This is a genomic window from Bradyrhizobium sp. 2S1 (genome assembly GCF_011516625.5).
Lineage (GTDB): Bacteria > Pseudomonadota > Alphaproteobacteria > Rhizobiales > Xanthobacteraceae > Bradyrhizobium > Bradyrhizobium septentrionale.
This window is the reverse complement of sequence record NZ_CP147717.1, coordinates 8330065-8351193: the sequence shown is the minus strand read 5'-3', so window position 1 is coordinate 8351193 and position 21129 is coordinate 8330065. Positions and strand designations below refer to the sequence as shown.

At 65.6% G+C, this 21129-nt stretch carries 22 protein-coding genes and 4 pseudogenes; 14 read left to right on the top strand and 12 right to left on the bottom strand.

Going from position 1 to position 21129, the window contains the following annotated elements:
- Positions 1-53 precede the first annotated feature (53 nt).
- Positions 54-1274, bottom strand: coding sequence for a helix-turn-helix domain-containing protein (locus HAP54_RS39520; protein ID WP_166296410.1), 1221 nt, complete (start codon positions 1272-1274; stop codon positions 54-56).
- Positions 1275-1366: 92 nt separating this feature from the next.
- Here HAP54_RS39520 and HAP54_RS39515 point away from each other — a divergent pair, with 92 nt between their 5' ends.
- Positions 1367-1615 (top strand): hypothetical protein, encoded by a 249-nt coding sequence (locus tag HAP54_RS39515; protein WP_414646165.1) that lies wholly within the window; start codon positions 1367-1369, stop codon positions 1613-1615.
- Positions 1616-1620: 5 nt separating this feature from the next.
- On the opposite strand, the gene HAP54_RS39510 is transcribed toward HAP54_RS39515, so the two are convergent.
- Positions 1621-2712, bottom strand: coding sequence for an adenylate/guanylate cyclase domain-containing protein (locus HAP54_RS39510; RefSeq protein ID WP_166296407.1), 1092 nt, complete (start codon positions 2710-2712; stop codon positions 1621-1623).
- A 75-nt stretch (positions 2713-2787) separates the two neighbouring features.
- Here HAP54_RS39510 and HAP54_RS39505 point away from each other — a divergent pair, with 75 nt between their 5' ends.
- Entirely contained in the window at positions 2788-3240 is a 453-nt protein-coding gene (locus HAP54_RS39505; protein WP_166296404.1) for an SRPBCC family protein, read from the top strand.
- A 12-nt stretch (positions 3241-3252) separates the two neighbouring features.
- Here HAP54_RS39505 and HAP54_RS39500 read toward each other — a convergent pair whose 3' ends face one another.
- Genes HAP54_RS39500 through HAP54_RS39490 form a run of 3 tightly spaced genes read right to left on the bottom strand, consistent with a single transcriptional unit; the run spans position 3253 to position 4613 of the window.
- The gene (locus HAP54_RS39500; protein WP_166296401.1) at positions 3253-3414 is read right to left on the bottom strand and encodes a hypothetical protein; all 162 of its coding nucleotides are present in this window, start codon (positions 3412-3414) and stop codon (positions 3253-3255) included.
- Between the two features lie 36 nt (positions 3415-3450).
- Positions 3451-3930, bottom strand: a complete 480-nt coding sequence (locus HAP54_RS39495) for a Dps family protein (RefSeq protein WP_166296398.1) — start codon at positions 3928-3930, stop codon at positions 3451-3453.
- Positions 3931-3971: 41 nt separating this feature from the next.
- Entirely contained in the window at positions 3972-4613 is a 642-nt protein-coding gene (locus tag HAP54_RS39490; protein ID WP_166296395.1) for an HD domain-containing protein, read from the bottom strand.
- Positions 4614-4819: 206 nt separating this feature from the next.
- On the opposite strand from HAP54_RS39490, the pseudogene HAP54_RS39485 reads away from it, so the two are divergent.
- Positions 4820-5785 (top strand): annotated as a pseudogene (locus HAP54_RS39485) (GlxA family transcriptional regulator).
- Between the two features lie 89 nt (positions 5786-5874).
- Positions 5875-6441: a histidine phosphatase family protein gene (locus tag HAP54_RS39480; protein ID WP_166296392.1), complete on the top strand. Its 567-nt coding sequence runs from the start codon at positions 5875-5877 to the stop codon at positions 6439-6441.
- Positions 6442-6563: 122 nt separating this feature from the next.
- Here the strand turns inward: HAP54_RS39480 and HAP54_RS39475 are convergent.
- Positions 6564-6830 (bottom strand): annotated as a pseudogene (locus tag HAP54_RS39475) (MmcQ/YjbR family DNA-binding protein); the annotation flags it as partial.
- A gap of 88 nt (positions 6831-6918) precedes the next feature.
- On the opposite strand from HAP54_RS39475, the gene HAP54_RS39470 reads away from it, so the two are divergent.
- Positions 6919-8048, top strand: a protein-coding gene (locus HAP54_RS39470; RefSeq protein WP_166296389.1) for an IS3-like element ISRj2 family transposase whose coding sequence is annotated in 2 segments (ribosomal slippage) — positions 6919-7171 and positions 7171-8048 — 1131 coding nt in all. Because the reading frame shifts where the segments join, the coding sequence is not laid out codon by codon here.
- 146 nt (positions 8049-8194) lie between these two features.
- On the opposite strand, the pseudogene HAP54_RS39465 reads toward HAP54_RS39470, so the two are convergent.
- A pseudogene (locus tag HAP54_RS39465) lies at positions 8195-8275 on the bottom strand (MmcQ/YjbR family DNA-binding protein); the annotation flags it as partial.
- A gap of 197 nt (positions 8276-8472) precedes the next feature.
- Between HAP54_RS39465 and HAP54_RS39460 the strand changes: the two are divergent.
- The 3 genes and pseudogenes from HAP54_RS39460 (at position 8473) to HAP54_RS39450 (ending at position 10582) form a co-directional block, all read left to right on the top strand.
- A complete protein-coding gene (locus HAP54_RS39460) occupies positions 8473-9093 on the top strand; it encodes a PadR family transcriptional regulator (RefSeq protein WP_166306869.1) in 621 nt (206 codons plus the stop codon).
- Positions 9094-9119: 26 nt separating this feature from the next.
- Positions 9120-9764, top strand: a complete 645-nt coding sequence (locus HAP54_RS39455) for an O-methyltransferase (protein WP_166296386.1) — start codon at positions 9120-9122, stop codon at positions 9762-9764.
- A 123-nt stretch (positions 9765-9887) separates the two neighbouring features.
- A pseudogene (locus tag HAP54_RS39450) lies at positions 9888-10582 on the top strand (GNAT family N-acetyltransferase).
- A gap of 36 nt (positions 10583-10618) precedes the next feature.
- Here the strand turns inward: HAP54_RS39450 and HAP54_RS39445 are convergent.
- On the bottom strand, positions 10619-12535 hold the full coding sequence (locus tag HAP54_RS39445) for a right-handed parallel beta-helix repeat-containing protein (RefSeq protein ID WP_166296383.1): 1917 nt from the start codon (positions 12533-12535) through the stop codon (positions 10619-10621).
- A 255-nt stretch (positions 12536-12790) separates the two neighbouring features.
- On the opposite strand from HAP54_RS39445, the gene hchA reads away from it, so the two are divergent.
- Both hchA and HAP54_RS39435 read left to right on the top strand, forming a co-directional pair.
- Positions 12791-13663, top strand: coding sequence for a glyoxalase III HchA (hchA, locus tag HAP54_RS39440; RefSeq protein ID WP_166296380.1), 873 nt, complete (start codon positions 12791-12793; stop codon positions 13661-13663).
- Between the two features lie 185 nt (positions 13664-13848).
- The gene (locus HAP54_RS39435; RefSeq protein WP_166296377.1) at positions 13849-14553 is read left to right on the top strand and encodes a PA1136 family autoinducer-binding transcriptional regulator; all 705 of its coding nucleotides are present in this window, start codon (positions 13849-13851) and stop codon (positions 14551-14553) included.
- A 26-nt stretch (positions 14554-14579) separates the two neighbouring features.
- Here HAP54_RS39435 and HAP54_RS39430 read toward each other — a convergent pair whose 3' ends face one another.
- Positions 14580-15512: a LysR family transcriptional regulator gene (locus tag HAP54_RS39430; RefSeq protein WP_166296374.1), complete on the bottom strand. Its 933-nt coding sequence runs from the start codon at positions 15510-15512 to the stop codon at positions 14580-14582.
- A 97-nt stretch (positions 15513-15609) separates the two neighbouring features.
- Between HAP54_RS39430 and HAP54_RS39425 the strand changes: the two genes are divergently transcribed.
- Together HAP54_RS39425 and HAP54_RS39420 are read left to right on the top strand one after the other, a co-directional pair.
- Positions 15610-16833: an MFS transporter gene (locus HAP54_RS39425; protein WP_166296371.1), complete on the top strand. Its 1224-nt coding sequence runs from the start codon at positions 15610-15612 to the stop codon at positions 16831-16833.
- A 63-nt stretch (positions 16834-16896) separates the two neighbouring features.
- Positions 16897-17241 (top strand): Lin0512 family protein, encoded by a 345-nt coding sequence (locus HAP54_RS39420; RefSeq protein WP_076831854.1) that lies wholly within the window; start codon positions 16897-16899, stop codon positions 17239-17241.
- A 30-nt stretch (positions 17242-17271) separates the two neighbouring features.
- On the opposite strand, the gene HAP54_RS39415 is transcribed toward HAP54_RS39420, so the two are convergent.
- Positions 17272-18153, bottom strand: a complete 882-nt coding sequence (locus tag HAP54_RS39415) for an SDR family oxidoreductase (protein WP_166296368.1) — start codon at positions 18151-18153, stop codon at positions 17272-17274.
- Positions 18154-18231: 78 nt separating this feature from the next.
- Here HAP54_RS39415 and HAP54_RS39410 point away from each other — a divergent pair, with 78 nt between their 5' ends.
- On the top strand, positions 18232-18936 hold the full coding sequence (locus HAP54_RS39410) for a glutathione S-transferase family protein (protein WP_166296365.1): 705 nt from the start codon (positions 18232-18234) through the stop codon (positions 18934-18936).
- Here the strand turns inward: HAP54_RS39410 and HAP54_RS39405 are convergent.
- Together HAP54_RS39405 and HAP54_RS39400 are read right to left on the bottom strand one after the other, a co-directional pair.
- Positions 18933-19487, bottom strand: coding sequence for a disulfide bond formation protein B (locus HAP54_RS39405; protein WP_166296363.1), 555 nt, complete (start codon positions 19485-19487; stop codon positions 18933-18935). The two genes, HAP54_RS39410 and HAP54_RS39405, sit on opposite strands and share 4 nt — an antisense overlap.
- A gap of 8 nt (positions 19488-19495) precedes the next feature.
- On the bottom strand, positions 19496-19654 hold the full coding sequence (locus HAP54_RS39400) for a DUF5993 family protein (RefSeq protein WP_165445965.1): 159 nt from the start codon (positions 19652-19654) through the stop codon (positions 19496-19498).
- 143 nt (positions 19655-19797) lie between these two features.
- Here HAP54_RS39400 and HAP54_RS39395 point away from each other — a divergent pair, with 143 nt between their 5' ends.
- Positions 19798-21126, top strand: a complete 1329-nt coding sequence (locus tag HAP54_RS39395) for a dicarboxylate/amino acid:cation symporter (protein ID WP_166204477.1) — start codon at positions 19798-19800, stop codon at positions 21124-21126.
- Positions 21127-21129 lie beyond the last annotated feature (3 nt).

Genomic DNA, 21129 nt, shown 5'->3' with positions numbered 1-21129 from the left:
TGACGCGAACCGGTACCCACTTCGCTCGAAAACGCTCTAATTGCGCCCTGATGCTAGCCGTTCGGCAGCGGGGCAGGGAGTAACAACGTCGTCGTGAATCCCGGCACCGGCGGCGTCATCCAGCGCCGGGCGCGGGCGCGGCCAACCGACTGCACCTTGCCTGTGGCGGCCAGCGCGTCGAGCGCGCGCTGCACGGTGCGCTGGCTCGCCCCCAGCGCCACCGACAGCGCCGAGCTCGACCAGGCCTCGCCGTCGGCGAGGAAGGCGAGCACTTCCGCATGCTCCTCCTCGACCGGCAGCGCCAGCACGGCGACGTCGCGCCGGTTGTGCGGTTCCAGCACGAAGCCGTCGGGCGTCGCACTGAGATCGGCGAGCGGCTGCAATGCCCGGCGCAGACGTCCGATCTCGACCCGCAGCCGCGCGCGGTGCGATTCATCGGCGTGCTTGCCGCGAAATGCGCGCGCGATCAGCGTGCCGCGCGACACGTCCTGCGGCCAGGCTTCGCCAAGTGCACGGGCGAGCGCGAACAGCACTGGCCGCCGCGTCAGCGACACCGTGGTGCTGATATCGCGCACGACATAGCGGCAGGCATCGACGACAAGCGCCTTCGACGCCAGCAGGGCCTCGACCTCCGCGAGCAGCAGCGGCCGCTCGCTGCCGCGTGCGATCAGACGCGCCGCCGGCGTCGCGAGCAGCTGCGCGGTGCCTTCGACCTCCGCCGCGAGTTCGGCGATGCCGGCGCGTCGCGCCGCATCCCTGGCCCTCGCCAGCGCTTCGCGTGCGGGCTTGGTGCGCAGCCGCCGCATCGCGATCCCGGCCACGACCAGTTCATGGCCGACCCGCAGCGCCGGCGGGAAGGGCGCTGGGTCGAGGTCGTCGAGCATGCGCTCGGCCGCATCGAGGCTTCCGATCAGCAGCAGGCGGCGGATTTCGAGATAGCCGGCATGCGCGGCGTTGAGCGCATCGCCATGCGCTGCCAGCGTCGCGCGCGCCGCGGCGAGCGCCTTCTTGGGAAAGGAGAGATCGCGCGACACCACCGCGATCTCGGCCTCGGCCACCACGCAGCGCGCCCGTGCGATGGCTTCCCGCGGACCGAAGGCCCGGCCCGCCCGCCGCAGCAGCTCCTTGGCGCGGGCGAAATCGCCGAGCCGGGCCATCGCTATGCCGCGCAGCGCCAGCGCCGGCGCATCGTCGCGCAGGGCCACCCGTTTCAGTGCGCCGAGGGGATCACCCGCCGCGAGCGCGCGCGCCGCAGCTGTAATCAGCGAGTCCATTCGAATCCCGACACACTTGTCACTCTCGCCCTCCGAGGCCCGGTCCTAACCTAGCACATGACGACATGGATCAGCTCCAGAGAGATCGAACGATGAGCGGTATCGAAACACGTGAGGATTGGTCGAGGGGCGGGCTTGGCGGGCGCGGTCCGATGGTGGCGCGCTGGCTCTCGCTGGCGGCGGCGCCGACCTTCGCGCTGATGGCGCTGGTTGCGGCGATGGCGCCGGCCGACATGATCTGCGGCGGCATGCAGGGGCCGCTTTCACTGCAGGGGATGGTGCCGATGTATGCGCTGATGAGCGCCTTCCATCTGGCGCCGTGGCTGCGGCTGTTCCGATGACCGGCTCATCCCTCGGGCAAGGTGAAGACCGCACATGGCCGTGCGATGCCGCGCAGCTCGTGGGTGCCGAGTGCGATCAGCGGCATCTCGGTCTCGGCGGCGAGTGCGCCCGAGACCAGCACGGTCTGCTCGAGCGGCTTGCACAGTCCTTCCAGCCTGCTGACCAGATTGACCGCGGCGCCGATCGCCGTGAAGTCGAGGCGGTCGGCCGCGCCGATATTGCCCCAGTGCACCTCGCCGAGATGCAGCGCCGCGCCGAATGGCAGCGGCGGCAGGCCGCGGCCGCGCCGCTCGGCATCGAGATGCGCCATGCCGACGCGCGCCGCCGATACCGCGCGCAGCGCCGCCTCGCATGCGCCGCGCGCGCTGGTCGTGACCGGAAAGATCGCGAGCAGGCCATCGCCAATGAATTTCAGCACCTCGCCGCCGAAGGCATGGATCGCGCCGGCGATGCGGTCGAACCAGGCGTCGAGCGCCGCGATCACCTCGGCAGGCGGATGGCTTTCGGAGAGCGCGGTGAAGCCCCGCAGATCGGCAAACAGCAGGGCTGCACGGATGGTCTCGCCGGTGTTGCGCCGCAAGGGAGACGCCAGCACGCGCGCCGCGCTGCGCCGGCCGAGATAGGCTTCCAGCGCCGCGGTGAGTGTCGCGCGCGCCGCGAGCGCGGCAAGCGGTGCGGCCGTGAAGCGCGCCGCCTCGCGCAATTGGTCCGCCTCGGCGGGCGTGAAGGGGCGTGTTCCGATCCAGCCGAGGGTCGGGCCATCCGGTCGCGTTCCGATCGTGTTCTCGTGGATGGGGCCGGGCGCAAGGCTGCCGAGCCAGCGCCGGCCGGCATCGCCGGATCCCACCAACTCGGGCATCGCAAAGGGTTGTTCCGGCGCGAACCCGAGCGCCTCGATGACCTCGCCATTGCCCGAGCGCCACAGCCAGGTGCGCCGTTCGATCAGGGGATGCGGAACTTCGAGTGTCAGCGCGCCGCCGGCAAGCGGCAGGCCATCCGTGATAAGGTGGCTCCCGAGGTCCGCCAGCAACCGGTTGGCGCCCGCGGTCTCGGCGGCGGCGTCGACCAGCCAGCTCAGTGTCGAGGACAATCGCATCACCCATCATGGAGTTGATGCGCCGCCCTTGTCACGAATTATCCCGAAACCTGACCGCCCATGGAGGATCAACCGATGACCGAAGCCTTCATCGTTCAACGCGAGATGCAGATCGCAGCTCCGCCCGCAACCGTGTTCGCCTTCCTGACCGATCCGCAGAAGATCGTCAGTTGGATGGGGCTCGAGGCCGAAACCGAGCTGCATCCCGGCGGGCTCTATCTGCTCAAGGGCGTCTCCGGCGATCTGTCGCGGGCGGCGCGCGGCGCGTTTCGCGAGGTCGTGCCGGTGCATCGCCTGGCCTACAGTTTCGGCTGGGAGGGCGGCGCCGAAGTGCCGCCGGGATCGAGCCTGATAGAGATCGACCTGATGGAACAGGACAACGGCACGCTGTTGCGCATGACCCACAGCGGCCTGCCAAATGCGGCGCAGTGCGCGAGCCATGACAAGGGTTGGACGCACTACCTTGCCAGGCTCGCGCTCGCGGCCGGTGGGCGAGCTCCAGGCCCTGACCGCGGTCCGCACGCCTGAACCGCGCCGGGTTCAGTCTGCTCGCATCGAGGAGATCGGATCGCTGCAGGGAAAGCTGTCCTCGAGCGCGACGTCGAGCCAGTAGTCTTTATGGATCGGCTGGTCGTTGCCGCGAAACGCTGGCTCGGCATGCAATGCCGCGGAGGCGTCGCGATTGATCTCGAAAGCGGTCATTGTCGTTCTCCCTGATATGCCTGCTGTTGGGCGGTCCTATTTCACGTCGAGCGTCGCGCGCAGCATCCAGGCGTGCTTTTCGTGAGCGGCGGTGCGGGCGTTGAGCATGTCCATCGTCGCTTCATCGCTGGCAGACTCGGCGACTGCGAAGGCGCCGCGGATGGCCTTCACGACGGTCTCGTTGTCGAGCAGCAGCTCAGCCACCATGGCGTCGGAGTCGAGGCTGGCGTGGCCGTCCTTGATCGCGGTGAGATTGGCGAACGCGGAGTAAGTCTGCGGCACCAACTCGCCGAGGGCGCGAATGCGCTCGGCGATGTCGTCCAGCGCCTGCCACTGTTCGCTATATTGTCCCTCAAACAGCGTATGCAGGGCTTGGAACGTCGGACCCGTTACGTTCCAGTGGTAGCCATGCGTCTTCAGATACAGCGCATAGGTGTCGGCAAGCACCTTCGAGAGCGCCTCGGCGATGCTGGTCCGTTCGGCTTCGGCGAAGCCGGTGTTGACGGCGATGGACATGGTTGTCTCCTTCGCGACTCGAATTGCAATTCGGCGCGGCGTCATGTCGGCCATTTCGAGCCGAGGATGATCGAGCAGAAGTTCATCCTTGTGTAATTCATGTCCTTCAGCGCCAGCACGACGGCCTTGACGTTGCCGAAGGTGGTGAGCGGCTTCTTGATCGTGCCGGCAGCGAAATGGTCGATGATGTTTTCCTTGAAGTTGGCCTCGCGCGGATGGTGCGCGCAGACGTGGTCGCGGTGTTCGTGCGCGAAATCGTCATATGCGATGCCGAGCACGTCCATCTCGACGCCGGCGGTGACCAGTGCAATGGTCGGGCGCATGTGCTCGGGAACGCCGGGCGTGGTGTGCAGCGCGATCGATGTCCAGACGTCCTCGATGTCGCGTTCCGACACGCCGTAACTCTTGAGGAAGTCGCGCGCGGCGTTGGCGCCGTCCACCTCGAAGCGCAGGTCCGGGCTCGCATGCGCCGCCGTCAGACCCATGTCATGGAACATGGCCCCGATATAGAGCAACTCGGAATCGAATTTCAGCTTGCGGCGGTTGCCGGTCAGCGCGCCCCAGAAGAACACCCGGCGGCTGTGGTTGTAGAGCAGGTAGTCCTCGGTATCGCGCACCAGCTGGGTGGCGGCGCGGGCCATGACACTGTCGGGTACGCGGATGCCGGCGATGATCTCGGTCATTTCAAGACGCTCCTCGATATGGCAAGACGATGCCGTGGCGTGCGAACGCGCGGGCGCCAGCGCTCGTCTCTGCGGTGGGTTCGGATCGCCCGGTGGCGTGATCCGTGGGGTCTATGTCGCCCGTTTGGCCTGATCTCGCAACGATCGCGCGCCGCCGGATCGGGCCAACGAGACGTCGTTTTGCGCCAGCTGAGCAAGGAGAAGGTATGGCGGTTCAGAAGATTGCGATCGCAATTCATGAAGGGGTGCAGGCGCTCGATGTCGCTGGTCCCGTCGATGTGTTCGCGGAGACGAACGGCTTTGTACCCGCTGGCCATGGCTACGAGACCGTGCTGGTCGGCGCCAACCGCGAACCGCTGCGCGCATCGAACGGCATGAAGATATCCGCCGACCTCAGCTTCGACGAGGCAAACGAGAAGTTCGATATTCTGCTGGTCGCCGGCGGGCCTGGATTGCCCGACGCCGATCCCGATCCCGAACTGACGCAGTGGCTGCGCGGGGCGCCCGGGCGCGCCGAATTGTATGGTTCGATCTGCACCGGCGCGTTCGCGCTCGGCCATGCCGGGCTGCTCGACGGCCACAAGGTGACGACGCATTGGCAGAACGCGCAGCGGCTGGCGGCGCGCTTTCCGGCCGCCGAGGTGATCTTCGACCGGATCTACATCCGCGACGGCAAGCTGATGACCTCAGCCGGCGTGACCGCTGGGATCGATCTTGGATTGGCGCTCGTCGCCGAGCGTCATGGGCCACAGGTCGCGGTCGCGGTGGCAAAGCGGCTGGTCGTGGTGGCGCAGCGCTAGGGCGGGCAGTCGCAGTTCAGTCCCTATCTCACCGCGCCGGTCGACGAGGATTCGCCGATTGCGCGCGCGCAGGCGCATGTCATGCAGCGCGTCGGCGAGCGCCACTCGCTGCAGTCGCTGGCCGAGGCCGTCGGCATGAGCGTGCGCAATTTCGGCCGCAGCTTCGCGCAGGAGACCGGCATCACGCCGCACGAATACGTCGAACGCGCGCGGGTCGACGCCGCGCGCCGGCTGCTCGAGGGCTCGGACCGGCCGCTGAAGGCGGTTGCGTTCGACTGCGGCTTCGGTTCGGCAGATCGGATGCGGATCGTGTTCTCCGAGCGGCTCGGCGTTTCGCCCGCGCAGTACCGCGCGAGTTTTCGCAAATTGTGATGCCGTTCATGAAGCGGACGCTTGATCGGGGGTAGGATCGATGTCGCCGACGCCGTTTCCCCCCGCATATCCTTCCCCACGAGGCCGCCATGGACGCGCTCACGCTCTTCATCATCCGTCATGCCGAAAAGCCTGATGATGGCTTTCCGGGGCCCGGCTTCACCGCGGACGGCGTGTCCGATACCGAGTCACTTGTGCTCCGCGGCTGGCAGCGCGCGGGTGCCTGGACCGCGTTGTTCGGCACCGATCTCACCGGCGGTGACTATGCCAAGCCTGACGCGATCTACGCCGCGACGCCCGGCACCACGCCCAACCAGCCGCCAAGCAGCCGTCCGGCCGAGACGATCTCGGCACTCGCCGCGCGCCGCTCGCTGGCGCCGAACGAAGGCTTTGGCAAGGGTGATGAGCCGGCGCTGATGCAGGCCGTGCTGGCGCTGAAGGGCGTCGTGCTGTTGTGCTGGGAGCACAAGGCGATCATCTCGGACATCCTTCCGCTGATCCCGGTCAGCAAGGGTACGCCGCCGACCAAATGGGAGGGTAGCCGCTTCGACGTCGTGCTGCGCTTCGACCGCGCAAAGGGCGACGACAAGTTCGCCTTCAAGGAGCTGTTTCCGAAATTGCTGTCGGGCGATTCCGACAAGCCGTTGGGTGGTTGAGCGGCGCTGCGGTCGGAGCCTTTGCCGTTCCGATTGAATCGGAACGGGGCTCCAGATTCTTGTTTTGGCGCGTTTTCTTCACGCGAACCGGTATCCACTTCGCTCGAAAACGCTTTTGCCGGTCACGCGAGCCCGAGCGCCTTGCGTGATTTCCGCGTCAGCTTCGCGGCGATCAGGGCATGCGCCTGCGCGAGATAGGCCTTGAGCTCGGCGTCGGGCAGGGCGTCGTTGGCCGCCAGCTGCACCCATGTGGCACGCGCCAGATACGGCGCCGGCCGCGCCAGGCCCTGCTCGATCAGCAGCTGATAGGCCATGTTCGAGGTCTTGAACATGAAGCCGCCGGTGCTCTCGATGTAGCCGCCGGCCAGCGCGAACATCTTGCCGCCGACAGAGCTGGCTCCGCAAATTCGGACAGTAGCTTGAGTGGATTTTCTGCCTGACAGCGGCGAGGATTCTTGCCGCGAATCAGGAGCGAAGATGACGAAGAAGAGCCGCCGGATGCATTCTCCGGCATTCAAGGCGAAGGTTGCTTTGGCTGCGGTCAAAGGCGAGAAGACGCTGGCGGAGCTGGCGCAACTGTTTGATGTTCATCCGAACCAGATCACGATCTGGAAAAACCAGCTCCTGGAAGGCGCCGCCGGCGTGTTTGGGCATGACAAGGCGTCGGCCGAGACGCCGGTCGATTTGAAGGCGTTACATGCCAAGATCGGCGAGCTGGCGTTGGAAAACGATTTTTTGTCCGGCGCGCTCACCAAGGCGGGCCTGCTGAGCGCAAAGCGATGATCGACCGCGGTCATGATCTTTCTATCGTGCGCCAGGCGAAGGTCCTGAAGCTGGCTCGCAGCACGGTCTACTATGAACCTCGGCCAGTTTCGGCCGAGGACCTTGCCTTGATGCGTCGGCTCGATGAGCTGCATCTCGATTATCCCTTCGCGGGAGCGCGTATGCAGCGATCGTTGCTGCGGCGGGAGGGCGTATACGCCGGTCGCCGCCACATCGCGACGCTGATGAAGCGCATGGGGATCGAGGCGGTCTATCGTCGCCCGAACACGAGTAAGCCGGCACCGGGTCACAAGATCTACCCGTACCTGTTGCGCGGATTGAAGATCGAGCGGCCCGACCAGGCGTGGGCAATGGACATCACCTACATTCCGATGCGGCGTGGCTTCGTCTATCTCGCGGCGGTCGTCGATGTGTTCAGCCGACGGGTCCTGGCCCATCGCGTCTCGATCACAATGGAGGCGGCCTTCTGCGTCGAAGCGGTCCAGGAGGCGTTGGCGAAGCACGGCAGGCCCGAGATTTTCAACACGGACCAGGGCAGCCAGTTCACCAGCCTCGAGTTCACCGATGTGCTGCTGGACGCGAAGATCGCCATCAGCATGGACGGCAAGGGCGCCTGGCGCGACAACGTGTTTGTCGAGCGGCTCTGGCGCACGGTCAAATACGAAGAAGTTTATCTCCGCGCCTACGACAGCGTGTCCGAGGCGCGAGCGTCAATTGCCAAGTATCTGGCCTTCTACAATCAGGGACGCCCTCACTCGAGCCTTGACGGGCGCACGCCCGACGAGGCTTACTTCGGCACGCAAGCTATGGTGATGGCCGCATGACCGTCGCCGACGATTTTGTCGTCGCTCTGGTCGGGCTACGCCCTCCCGACGCAACGACAAAATCGAAAGGCCCCGCGTTCAGCATAACCCGGCAGGAATCCACTTAAATCCCGCGGGGCGCTGTCCAAACAACCGGCGCCAGCTCTCACCGACGTGCCCTCCCATTGCACCACCTTGGTGGCGGCGGGCAGGCGCAGGCAATGGGTTTCGAAGGTTTTGGGGCGCATGAGTCGCAGAAGTTGGGAAACCTTCTGAAGCCATAGGCCAGCTGCGCGAACGTCGACAAGCCCAGTCGTTCCCAGCGAGCGTGGCCGTCGCGGCGTCGGGCCGCCGGGCTCCTCACGAAAACGTGGGTTGTTGCCCTCTCATCGGTAGATATATCGTAAGATATGTTTTTAGTAAGGAACCAGCAATGAGAAAGCAGATGTTTCGTGACCGGGACGATGATGGATTCCGGTTTGGGTTCTTCGCCATGGGCCGGCACGGCCGAGGTGGCCACCGCTTTGGCCGCGGCGGTCCTGGCTTCTTCGGACGAGGCGGAGGCGGCGACTTTCCGGGATCGCGGCGGCTCTCGTCGCAGGATCTGCAGCTCGTCATCCTGGCGCTGCTCGGCGAGCAGCCCGCGCACGGCTATGAGCTGATCAAGACCATCGAGGAGAAGTCGGACGGTTTCTACAGCCCGAGCCCGGGCGTGATCTATCCGGCGCTGACATTCCTCGAAGAGATCGGCCATGCCAGCGTCACCCAGGATGCAGCGCGCAAGCTCTACAGCATCACCGAGCAGGGCAAGGCGCATCTCGCCGACAACCGCGCCACCGCGGACACCATTCTCGAAGCGCTGTCGCGGATCGGCCGCCGCATGGAGGAGGTGCGCGAAGCCTTCGCCGGCGTCAGCGATCTCGATGGCGAAGCGTCCGACGAAATGCACCGCGCTCGTCACGCGCTGAAAAGCGCGCTGCGCCAGAAGCGCGGCAGCGATGCCGCCGAGGCGCGGCGCATCGCGAAAATCCTGGAGCGCGCTGCCGCCGAAATCCTGCAGCAATGACACAGTCGCAGCGAAGGAGACCTTTCATGTACAACGCTGAACCGCACAGCGCGATTACTGACGCCCGCGTTGCTGCCGTCGTCGAGCGCCTGCAGGCCACGCGCCGGGCGCCCGTGCGGGGCAATCCGATGCAGAGCGGCAGCCGCGATCCGCACGACTATGCCGGGCAGGGATTCTCGATCCATCCCGAGCAGGGCGAACTGATCTATCTCTTGTGCCGCGGCCTGCGCGCCAAACGCGTTGCCGAGTTCGCGACCTCGGTCGGAATGTCGACGCTGTATTTCGCCGCCGCGATGCGCGACAATGGCGGCGGCACGGTGATCGGCTCGGAGATTGTGCCGGCCAAGGTCCAAACCGCGCAGCGCAATCTCACTGATGCCGGCCTTGCCGACTACGTCGAAATCCGCGAGGGCGATGCGCGCCAGACGCTGCGCGATCTCGGCGGTCCCGTCGACTTCATCCTGATCGATGGCTGGCCGGGCGACAAGGGACCGACGCTGGCGCGCCAGGTGATCGAGATCGTCGCCCCGCAGCTTCGGGTCGGCGCCTATGTCATGAACGACAATGCCGAGGCGGATTTTCTGGAGTTCGTGCGCGATCCGAAAAATGGCTTCGTGTCGATCACGCTGCCGCTCAAGGGCGGCACCGAGCTCTGCCTCAAGGTGGCGTAGCCCGGCCGACGGCATCGCTTGACCGGCGGCTGGCGTGATTGTGAGCCGCATCCGCATCACGCCATGCTGGATTTTGCCGGCGCTTCTTGCTCTGTTCGAGGAAAATCAGGAGCGAAGCGCCGCATGTCCGCCGTACCGCCACTTCATCCGCTCGATCGCCCGATCTGGAGCGCGCTGACCACAAGACAACGCGGCCTGGCGGAGGGCGGCACCGACGCCCGGCGCTTTCCGCTCGCGATCGCACCCTTCGCCGACATGGTCGACATGTCGCCAGAGAGCTTTGCGGCGCTCGGCGCGCTGTTGTCGGGACCTGAGATCGCGGTGCTGTTCACGCCCGATCCGGTCACCGTGCCGGCGGCGTTCAAGGTGCTGCTGGCCGAGACCGGCGAGCAGATGATCGGCACACCCGCAGACTTTGCGCTGTCCGGCGTCGAGATCGTCACGCTCGGCGCCGCCGACGTTCCTGCGATGATGGCGTTGACGGAGCTGACAAAGCCCGGCCCGTTCAGTGCGCGGACGCATGAGCTCGGCACCTTTCTCGGCATTCGCGTGAACGGCGAGCTGGTCGCGATGACCGGGGAACGCATGAAGCCGGGGAACTTTACCGAGATGACCGCGGTCTGCGTGCATCCGGACTATCGCGGCCGCGGCTACGCGCAGGCGCTGCTGGCGGCGGTCGCCCGCCAGATCGTGGCGCGCGGCGAAATTCCCTTCCTGCACGTTTTCACCAGCAATGTTTCGGCGATCGCGCTGTACCGGCGCCAGGCATGGAAATCCGCCGCCGTCTGCACATCACGGTGTTGCAGAAGCAGGGGTAGGGCTGAAGTGTTATCTCTGCTCAATTCGGCGCTCGTTCATGCCAGCCGGTTGTTGGCGAGATGCACCGTGCGCTTGTCGCAGCTGGGATCGATCGCGACGGCATTCGCCGCGATCCGGCCGCGTGCGGCGACATTGTTGCTGATCTCGACGTTCCTGGAGTGGCCGACATAGATCGCGCTGTCGGGCCTGATCCGGAAGAACTCGCCGGCCCCGAACGCATTGCCGCGCACAAATGTCTGGCCGATCACATTGTCGGCGATCTTGAGGCCGTCGGCATTGCTGACGAAGATCGCGTAGATGCAGGAATCGTCGATATGATTGCCTTCGATGATGACGCGCCGGTTCTCGAAATTGTCCTGAAATCCCTTCGCGCTCTCCGGCTGCACCATGCCGACATAGATGGTGCCGAGGGTCCCGCTGCCGCCGGTCAGCTCGTTGGCGCCGTTGACGCAATGGCTGAAGCGGTTGCCTCTGAACACGAGGTTCTCGGCAAAGCCTGACTCCGACCAGAAGCCGATATCGCTTCCGGCCTGTAGCGCCACCCCGGTCGAGAACGTGAACTGGCAGTTTTCGACGATAGCGTTCGGCGCCTTCATCAGCACCCGGCCGCAGGCGTGGAAGCTGCACCTCAGCACCGTGGCGCCCGACCCGGCATGCGTCAGCGAGGTGATGGCGTCGCCGACCTTGAGCGGCAGGTCCTGCTGCAGGGTGACGTCATAGACCAGGTCCGGCTCGGTTGTCGGGCTCCTGTTGTTCCAGAGCTGGGCGATCTTCGCCTTCAGCTCCGGCGCATGGCGCTTGGTCAATTGCGCGACCTTGCCGCGCCCCAGTGAACGAAACGTCGCGTGATCGCAGCTCTCGATGTCGTCACCGGCCACAAGCCCGATGTCCCATTTCGGGCTGAGCAGAAACCGCCGCGGCGCGGTCTTTGCCACGACGTAGTAGTAGAAGCCGTGAACATTGACCGCATCGTCGGAGGTGTTGGCGAAACTGCAATCCTCGATGGTCGGACCCCGCGCGACCGCGGAGAAGTGCGAACCGTCGGAGTTGGTCGAGATCAGCCGGTCGGTCGTCGCGCCCTTCGGCCGGGGTCCCGGAACGACCGAAACTTTTTGCAGCATCATCGAGCCTTCGCCGCCATTCTCGATGATGCCCATGCCCGGCGAGGCCAGGAGCTTGAGGTCGATCAGGCTGGTTGCGACGCTGGAGTCCACCGTAACGGCGTGCGCGCCGCCGTTGGAGATCGCGACCACGTCGCCGATCGCGATCGGCAGCTGGCTCGGGAAGCGGTCATTCGCGCTCCACTGCAGCCGCACATTGATCAAGCCGTCACTGATGCGCGCGACGTGGCTCGGCGAGAGGAAGTCGCTGGCGCCAGTCTTCAGCGCCCGGTTGTGGCGGTCCATCACCTTGAAGAAGCCGCCGGCCATGGCGGCGAGCAGGGCGGCATCATCGGGATAGCCCGGATCGATCCTCACCGTGATCTCGAGTGCGGCCTTGTCGAAGGCCGCGATCGTACCCTGCGTGAACGGCAGCGGATCGTAGTCAATGCTGAGGTCACGGATCGTGAGGTGGCTGCAACCCGAGATCACGAAGGTCCCGCTGCGCGTCGTGTGGATCAGCTGCGCGCCATTGCCGTTAAGCTCGAAGCCGTGCAACTGCCGGAACGCGATCGGCCGCTTGATCCGGTAGCTGGCGTTCTTCTCTAGGTTGAGAACGATGTGAACCGGTCCAGCCTTGCTGGCGTCAGCCGCTGCCTTGGCAACGGCAGCCAGCGCCTTGGCGAAGGCCGCGTCGGCGTCGCCGCTGAAGGTGGCCGTGAAGCTGGCCATGTCGAAGGTTGCAGACCCAGGGAGCGGCGCCGGTTCGGCGCCGCTTTCGGCGCCGAGCAGCGGGCTCGCTATGACGAACGAGGCAAGCGTCAGCGCTCGCCGGCGGCTGATCGGCATCATGCACGACTCCTTGCGCGACCGCGATCGGTCGCGCGCACTATCCGGCCGCGGAGATGAATTGGAGCCAAACGACGCGGAGGTGGCGCAGGGGCTCTCGACGTTGTGATGAATATCGCCGCTGCGTTCCCTCAGGCTGCACCGGTCCGGCGCCGGGTTTCCCCCCCCCCCGCGAGCCATTGAGGGAAATCCCTCATTCGTGATTTCGGGGCTCGTGCTTACCTTTGCAGGACCGCAACACGATGAGAGGATATCGCGATGTCCGAGCAATCCCAGGACAAGCGTCCCGTACCCGATCCGGCGGAGAACAACGCCTTTTTTCCGTCGCCTTACTCGCTTGGGCAATTCACCTCGGCCAAGTCGGATCTCTCCGGCGCGGACTATCCCAATGCCTACAAGGGGGGCCGCTGGAAGATTCTGATGATCGCCGCGGATGAGCGCTATCTGCTGTTGCAGAATGGCACGATGTTCTCGACCGGCAACCATCCGGTCGAGACCTTGTTGCCGATGTATCACCTCGACAAGGCCGGTTTCGAATTCGACATCGCGACCGTCTCGGGCAACCCGGTCAAGATGGAGCTCTGGGCGTTTCCGAAGGAGGACGACGCGATCAAGAGCATCTACCAGAAATATCTCGGCCGGCTGAAGCAGCCGCTCAAACTCTCCGACGTGATCGAAAACAAGCTCGGCAAGGAGTCCGATTACATCGCGGTCTTCATTCCCGGCGGCCATGGCGCGCTGATCGGGTTGCCCAAAAGCCTCGATGTGAAGGCCGCCCTGAAGTGGGCGCTCGACAACGACAAGCATATCATCTCGCTTTGCCATGGCCCGGCGGCGCTGCTGGCGTCCGCGGTCGGCGAAGCCAAGGGCGATTATCCCTTCAAGGGCTACAAGATCTGCGCATTTCCCGACGCCATCGACCGCACCACGCCAGACATCGGCTACATGCCGGGCGCGCTGACCTGGGCCTTCGGCGAACAGCTGCAGGTGCTCGGCGTCGAGATCCTGAACAAGGACATCACCGGCAAGACGTATCAGGATCGCAAGCTGATCACCGGTGACAGCCCGTTCGCTGCCAACAATGTCGGCAAGGCGGCGGCAAAGGCCTTGCTCGATACGCTCGGCGGCTGAGGGGGGCTTGGCCATCGGCCAAGCCAGCGCACGGCGAGGGCAAACCTCGCCGCGTCGCCCGCGACCGGCAGACGATGGTGACGCGGCTTGAGTGACGCGGCTTGCGGGTCGGCTTCGGCTGAGGGAAAGTCCTCAATCGGCCGGGCCGCGCCCGGCGAGACTTTCCGGGACACGATGGCATCGACATGGACCGCTACATCGAAGCCGTGGTTGCGATCGAGGGCAGCGAGAGCTTGTCCGCGATCCAGGCGGTTGTGCGGTCGGCGTGCGTGCCGCTCGGTTACGACCGGTTCGTGATGTTCTCGGCATCCCCGGCGCGGGAGGACCTGGTCGACAGGATTTATTGGGTCGAGGGCGACTGGTTCGGCAAGGGCGTGACGGTCGATGCCGAGACCTATGTCCGGCACTGTCCCGTGACGCGCAATTTCCTCAATGTGGACGAGCCGTTTTTCTGGACCAAGGTGCTGTCCGCTCGTGGCGAGAAATACCGCGTGGTGCGCGCGCCACGCGGACCGGGTTTCCATGGGCTGCAGGTCCCGGTGTTCGGGCGCACCGGCCTCGAAGGCGCGATGAGCTTCGCCGGCATACGTATCGACGCGTCGCCGCGGACGCGGGTGGCGCTGGCGATGATCGGCGCCGCGGCCTTCCGCGCCGCTCGCCGGCTGATGGAAGCACGCGAGCCGGACGGTGCGTCGAGCCTGTCGCCGCGCGAGCGCGAGGTGTTGCGCTGGATCTCCACCGGACGGCGGCAGGCCCACATCGCGGCGTCGCTTGGTCTGTCGGAGCGGACGGTCGAAAACCATTTGCGGCGGGCCCGGCTTCGGCTCGGCGTCGCGACCACCGCGCAGGCCATCCGGCTCGCGATCCGCAGCGGCGAGATCGAGGATTGACGCGAGCACGAACTGGCTGCCGCTTCTTAGCGCTTCTTCGCCGCCCTCGTTTTGATTTTTGGCTGGCTGCTGCGCGCAGCAATCCGCGTCAACGCCTCCGCAAACGCGCGCGCGGCGGGGCCGAGCGGCTCGTCGAGCCGGTGCGCGAGATAGGCTTCCATCGCAAGCGCGGCGTTGCGGCCGAGCGCGCCGGTTTCGACCCGCACCAGGCGGCGTTCGCTGAGGTCGCGCGCCACCTGCCAGAGCGGCAGCCGGCCCCAGCCGAGCCCGGCCAGGATCATGGCGTGCTTGGTGTCCTGATTGCTGACCCTGCAAATCTGCGGCGAGAGCACGCCGAAGCTGCGGCCCTCCGACAGCGGTGTCGGATCCGACAGCACGATCTGCAGATGATCGGCGAGGTCGGCGACGCTCTTGCGGCCGCGGCGCGCGAGCGGATGGCTTGCGGCGACGACGGCGACCATCTGCACGGCGCAGATCGCATCGAGTGCGAGGCGGGGATCGCGGAAATCTTCCCCGACCGTGACGGCGAGCGCGCTGCGTCGTTCGGTCAGGGCGGCGATCGGCCCGCCCATCGGTTCGACCGCAAGCCGGACGCCGACCGATGGATAGGCCGCCCGCATTTCCGTCAGCGCCGCGCCGATGGCGGCGATCGGAAACAGCGTATCGACGACGAGCGAAAGTTCCGATTCCACCCCGTCGCCAAGGCCGCGCGCCCGCGCCCGCATCGCGTCGACGCGGAGCAGGAGGTCGCGCGCATTGCCGAGCAGCGCCTTGCCCTCGGCCGTCAGTGCCGGGCGGTGGCTGGAGCGATCGAACAGCATGAGGCCGAGTTCCGCCTCGAGGTTGGCGATGGCGTGGCTGACCGCGGATTGCACCCGCGTCAGCTTGGTCGCCGCGGCGCGAAAGCTGCCGTTCTCGGCGATGGCGACGATCTGGTCGAGCGTGAGGTTATTGAGCATGATCTATGAAATCGATCAACTGGATGCAAAACATATCACTCCTGTCGATGATCGGGAAACGCTACTCTGGTGAATTGGGCTGGGGCAGGGTTAACGCATGACGATCGAGACGGCCGTGGTGCAGCAAAGCGAGGCGAAGCGATGGGCGACGGTCGCCGTCGTGATGGGCTGCGGCATCGGCGCCGCCCTGCAGGTCGGCAAGGTGCCGATTGCGGCGTCGATGCTGCAACAAAGCCTCGGTATCGACCTCGCCGCGGTCGGCACCGTCGCCGGCATCTTTGCGGTGCTGGGGCTCATCGGCAGCGTCCCGGCCGGCGTCGTGATTGCCGCGGTTGGCGCGCGCCGGGTGTTATTGTGCGGCCTCGCAGCCATTGCGCTCGGCGCGGCCTCAGGCGCGCTCGCGCCGTCGCTTGCGGTGCTGCTTGTGTCCCGTCTGCTGGAAGGGCTCGGCTTCCTGCTGGTGATGGTCGCAGCCCCAGCACTGCTCGATCGCGTCGTCGATGTCAGCGCGCGCGACGTCACCATGGCGGTGTGGAGCTGCGTGATGCCGTTCGGGATCGCGCTGGCGCTGGTCGCTGGCCCGATCTTCGATGGCTGGCGCGCGATCTGGTGGGCCAGCGCCGCCTTTGTCGCCCTGCTGTTCGTGCTCGCCGGCGTCATCGTGCCGGAAGTGGCATCGCGGACCGGCCCGGCGCGAACTGGCCTGATGCAGGAAGCCGCGGCGCTGGCGCGGCGACGTACGCCTGCGCTCCTGATGGTGCTGTTTGCGCTCTACAGCCTGATGTTCTTTGCGCTGTTCAGCTTCCTGCCGATCCTGTTGACCGAGCGGCTCGGTGTGTCCAGCCAGAGCGCCGGCGGGCTTAGCGCGCTCGCGGCGGCCGGCAACGTCGTCGGGAATCTCGCCGCCGGCAATCTGCTCGCGCGCGGCGTCAGCCGCATCGTGCTCATCGCGGTGGCGGCCTTTGTGATGGGCGCCTCGGCGCTCGGAATCTTCCTGCCGTTGCTCGGCGGGTGGGGGGCATTCTTTCTGTGCCTGCTGTTCTCCGCGACCGGCGGCCTGATCCCGGCGACGTTGCTTGCAACCGCACCCGCGGCGGCGCGTTCGGCAACGATGGTCCCCGTCATGATGGGACTGTTGATGACAGGCAGCAATTTCGGCCAGGTGACCGCACCGATCGCGGTCGGCGCTGTGGTCTCGACATGGGGCTGGGGCGCGGCCTGTATCATGGTGGTTGCAGCGGCCATCCTTGCCGGTCTCGCGGCGTGGATGCTGGCGCGCGGCGATCACAAGCGCGTGGGTGAGGCGAGGGACCCGGCTTGACGCCGCTGGCGCAGAGGTCGAAGGAGTGACGGTCTCTCACGCCAACGACAACAGGGAAGCTTCATGACACGCGTGCGCTGTATCACCGAAATGGGCATGGGCGTCGACGTTCACGGCCGCGACGCCACCAAGGCCGCCAAGCGCGCGGTCTCGGACGCGATCCGCCATTCCAGCCTCGGCTTCTTCCGCATGCTCGGCAAGACCGCGAACGACATGTTCGTCGACGTCACGATCGCCGTGCCGAATCCCGAAGACGTCGATATCGAAGCGGTCGCCAAGGAACTGCCCTATGGCACCAAGACGGTGAAGGCAATCGCGGGCGGGCTCGAAATCCCGTCTGATCTCGGCAACGACCCGATCCTGATCGCGAACGCCGCCGTCATCGTCAGCTTCGACGACGGGAAATGATGAAACGGGCAGGCGACTGGTATGAGTGCGCTACTCGCCGCCCCTAAAATAGTCCGGCTTGCCGGTCGTCCAGGTCTCGCCCCAATGCTGGCCGCCGCCATCGACGGTCAGCGTCTCGCCGGTGATGAACTTGCCGGAAGGCGCGGCGAGATAGGCGGCGGCTTCCGCGATGTCCCAGGGCGTGCCCGGGCGCATCATCGGGTTGGAGCGCGGATAGGCGGCGCGTGCCGCTTCGCTGTAGACGTTCCAGCCCTCGGTCTCGATCGCGCCGGGCGCGATGCAGTTGATGCGGATGTCCAGCGGCGCCCATTCGACCGCGAGCGCGCGCGACAGCCCGATCACGCCGGCGCGCGCCGCGATGGTGTGCGCGATGCCGTAGAGGCCGTGTGTCGTGACCACGACGATATTGACGATGCTGCCGGGATGCTTGCGGTCGCGCCAGCGCTGCGCCGCAGCCTGCATCATGTACCAGGTGCCGTTGAGGTTGGTGTTGATGACCGCATTCCAGCCCTTGATCGAGAAATCGATCGCGGCCTGCGGGAACTGGCCGCCGGCGCTGTTGACCAGATGATCGATGCGGCCATGCGCGGTCCACAGCGTGTCGAACATCGCGCTGACTGCATCGGGATCCCTGATGTCGGCGACATGCGCGGACGCCTTCAGGCCGCGATGGCCGAGATGATCGACCAGCGCATCGAGCTTGTCCGCATTGCGGCCGACCACCACGACGTGAGCGCCGAGCCGGGCGAACAGCCAGGCGATGGCGCGGCCGATGCCGCCGGCACCGCCGGACACGACGACCACCTGACCGGCGAGCGCATCCGCCGCGAACACGGTCGGTTGATCAGCGAGTTCGTCATCGGAGAGGCCGAGACTTGTGCCCGTTCTTGCGTCTCTCTGTTGATCGTTCATGGCCGGTTGCAGACCTTGCGGCTTTCACTGAGCTCCGTACATTAGCCACCCAACAACAACCCTGCAAAGAATGTCGACATGACCGACCTGTCAGCCTTTCCCATCACAAAACGCTGGCCCGCCCAGCATCCGGATCGCCTCCAGCTCTACTCGCTTCCGACGCCGAACGGCGTGAAGGTCTCGATCATGCTCGAGGAGATCGGGCTGCCCTATGAGGTCCATCTCGTCGACTTCGGCAAGGACGACCAGAAGACGCCGGAATTCCTGTCGCTCAATCCGAACGGCAAGATCCCGGCGATCCTCGATCCCAACGGTCCAGGCGGCAAGCCGCTGCCATTGTTCGAGTCCGGCGCCATCCTGCAATATCTCGCCGAGAAGACCGGCAAGCTGCTGCCGGCTGATGCGGCGCGCCGCTACCAGGCCATCCAGTGGGTGCATTTCCAGATGGGCGGCATCGGACCGATGTTCGGCCAGGTCGGCTTCTTCCACAAATTTGCCGGCAAGGATTATGAGGACAAGCGGCCGCTGCAGCGCTATGTCGACGAATCCAAGCGCCTGCTCGGCGTGATGGAGATGCATCTCGCCGGGCGGCAGTGGTTCATGGACGATGAATACACGATCGCCGATATCTCGATGATCGGCTGGGTGCGCAATCTGATCGGCTTCTACGGCGCGCGCGAGCTCGTCGCATTCGACCAGTTCAAGCACGTCGCCGGCTGGCTGGAGCGCGGTCTCGCGCGGCCGGCCGTGGAACGCGGGTTGAATATTCCGAACCGGCCTTAGGCCGCTCGCTTCAGCAGCTCATAGACGACCGGATTGTCGGCACAGGCGCCAAAGCCGCATTCGAGCAGGGTGGAGAGCACGTTCAGCGCCGTCAGCACGACCACGAGCCACACGGCACCTTGCGCGAACTTGCCGGGCGAGGCGCCCGGCGCCGCGCGGTGGTTGAACTGGCCGTCGAACAGCAGCATGGCGGCGAGCAGGACGATTGCCGCAATGAAGGCGATCAACGCCCACGTATAATAATGATAGCCGAGCAGCGCCGAACCGTAGCCGGCGTCGCCGGGGAGGATGTGCAGCAGCACCTGCCGGGACGAGACCGTGGCGCCGAGCACGGCCGTCAGCAGGGACATGGCATAATGGCTCGGCCGTGGTCCGAAGGGGATGTTGAGGATCGGCCCGATCGCCAGCAGGGCGAAAAGGATGCGCTGCAGCAAACACAGCGGGCAGGGCAGCTCGTGCAGCACGAGCTGCGCGGCAAAGGCTGCGGCCAGCAGCAGCGCAAGGCCGTAAAGTGCGAGCGCGTTCAGGGTGACGGCCTGCGTATCGTTCATGGCTGGCCTCAGAACGACAAAGTGAGACGGTCGGTGGCGTGGTGCAGCAAGGTCGCAACGCAGGCGACCAGGATCACCGCGAACAATCCAATCGCGACAGGACGCGGACCACGCCAGGCCACCAGCATGGCGATGGTGATGGCGAGAAACAGCACGGTGAATTCCATCCTCAGCCTCCGGATGCGAGCTTGGCCGTAGTCAATGACAGATTCGTGTGCGCTCGCGGCGGGCCTGAATGGGCATTGTCGCTTGCGCAGTGCTCGGCCAAGATGGCATCACCAGTTGAATTCATCCTAACCCGGGGCACCTCATGACCACAGACGCGATCAGGCCCGCCGCCCAACGCCATCATCAGCCCTGGTACAAGATCCTCTACGTCCAGGTGCTGATCGCGATCGCGGCAGGCGTCCTGATCGGGTACTTCTATCCAAATCTCGGCAAGGAGCTGAAGCCGCTCGGCGACGGCTTCATTGCGCTGATCAAGATGATGATCGCGCCGGTAATCTTCTGCACCGTGGTGCACGGCATCTCTTCGATGGGCGACCTCAAGCGCGTCGGCCGGGTCGGGTTGAAGGCGCTGATCTATTTCGAGGCGGTGTCGACGGTCGCGCTCGCCGTCGGCCTGCTGATCGGCGAAGTGCTGCAGCCCGGCCGCGGCTTCAACATCGATCCCTCCACGATCGATCCGAAATCGGTCTCCACCTATGTGACGCAAGCGAAGGAGCAGGGCATCGTTTCCCATCTGATGGCGATCATCCCCGACAGCTTCTTCGGCGCGCTGGCGCGCGGCGACCTGTTGCAGGTGCTGCTGATCTCGATCCTGTCGGGATTTGCCATCGCCTTGATGGGTAAGCCCGGCGAGCCGATCGCCGAGGCGATCGACAAGGCATCCAAGATGTTCTTCGGCATCATCCGCATGATCGTCCGGCTTGCGCCGCTCGGCGCCTTCGGCGCCATGGCTTTCACGGTCGGCGCCTATGGCCTCGGCTCGCTGGTGAATCTGGCGGCGCTGATCGGCACCTTCTACCTCACCAGCGTGCTGTTCGTGCTGATCGTGCTCGGCGCGATCGCCCGCCTCGCCGGATTCTCGATCATCCGCTTCATCGCCTATATCAAGGACGAATTGCTGATCGTGCTCGGCACCTCGTCGTCAGAGACCGTGCTGCCGCAGATGATCCAGAAGATGGAGCATCTCGGCGCCTCGCGCTCGGTGGTCGGCCTCGTGGTGCCGACCGGCTACAGCTTCAATCTCGACGGCACCAACATCTACATGACGCTGGCGACGCTGTTCCTGGCGCAGGCCACCAACACGCATCTGACGATCTGGCAGGAGCTCGGCATTCTCGGCATCGCCATGATCACCTCGAAGGGTGCCTCCGGCGTCACCGGCGCCGGCTTCATCACGCTCGCCGCGACGCTGTCGATTGTTCCCGACATCCCGATCCAGTCGATCGCGATCCTGGTCGGCATCGACAAGTTCATGAGCGAGTGCCGCGCGCTGACCAATCTGATCGGCAATGGCGTCGCCTGCATCGTGATCAGCCTTTCCGAAGGCGAGCTCGACAAGGACGCGCTGCACGAGGCCATGGCGCATCCGCTCGAGCTCGGCGAGGCGCTGGAGCCGGGCGGGGCGGGCTAAAGC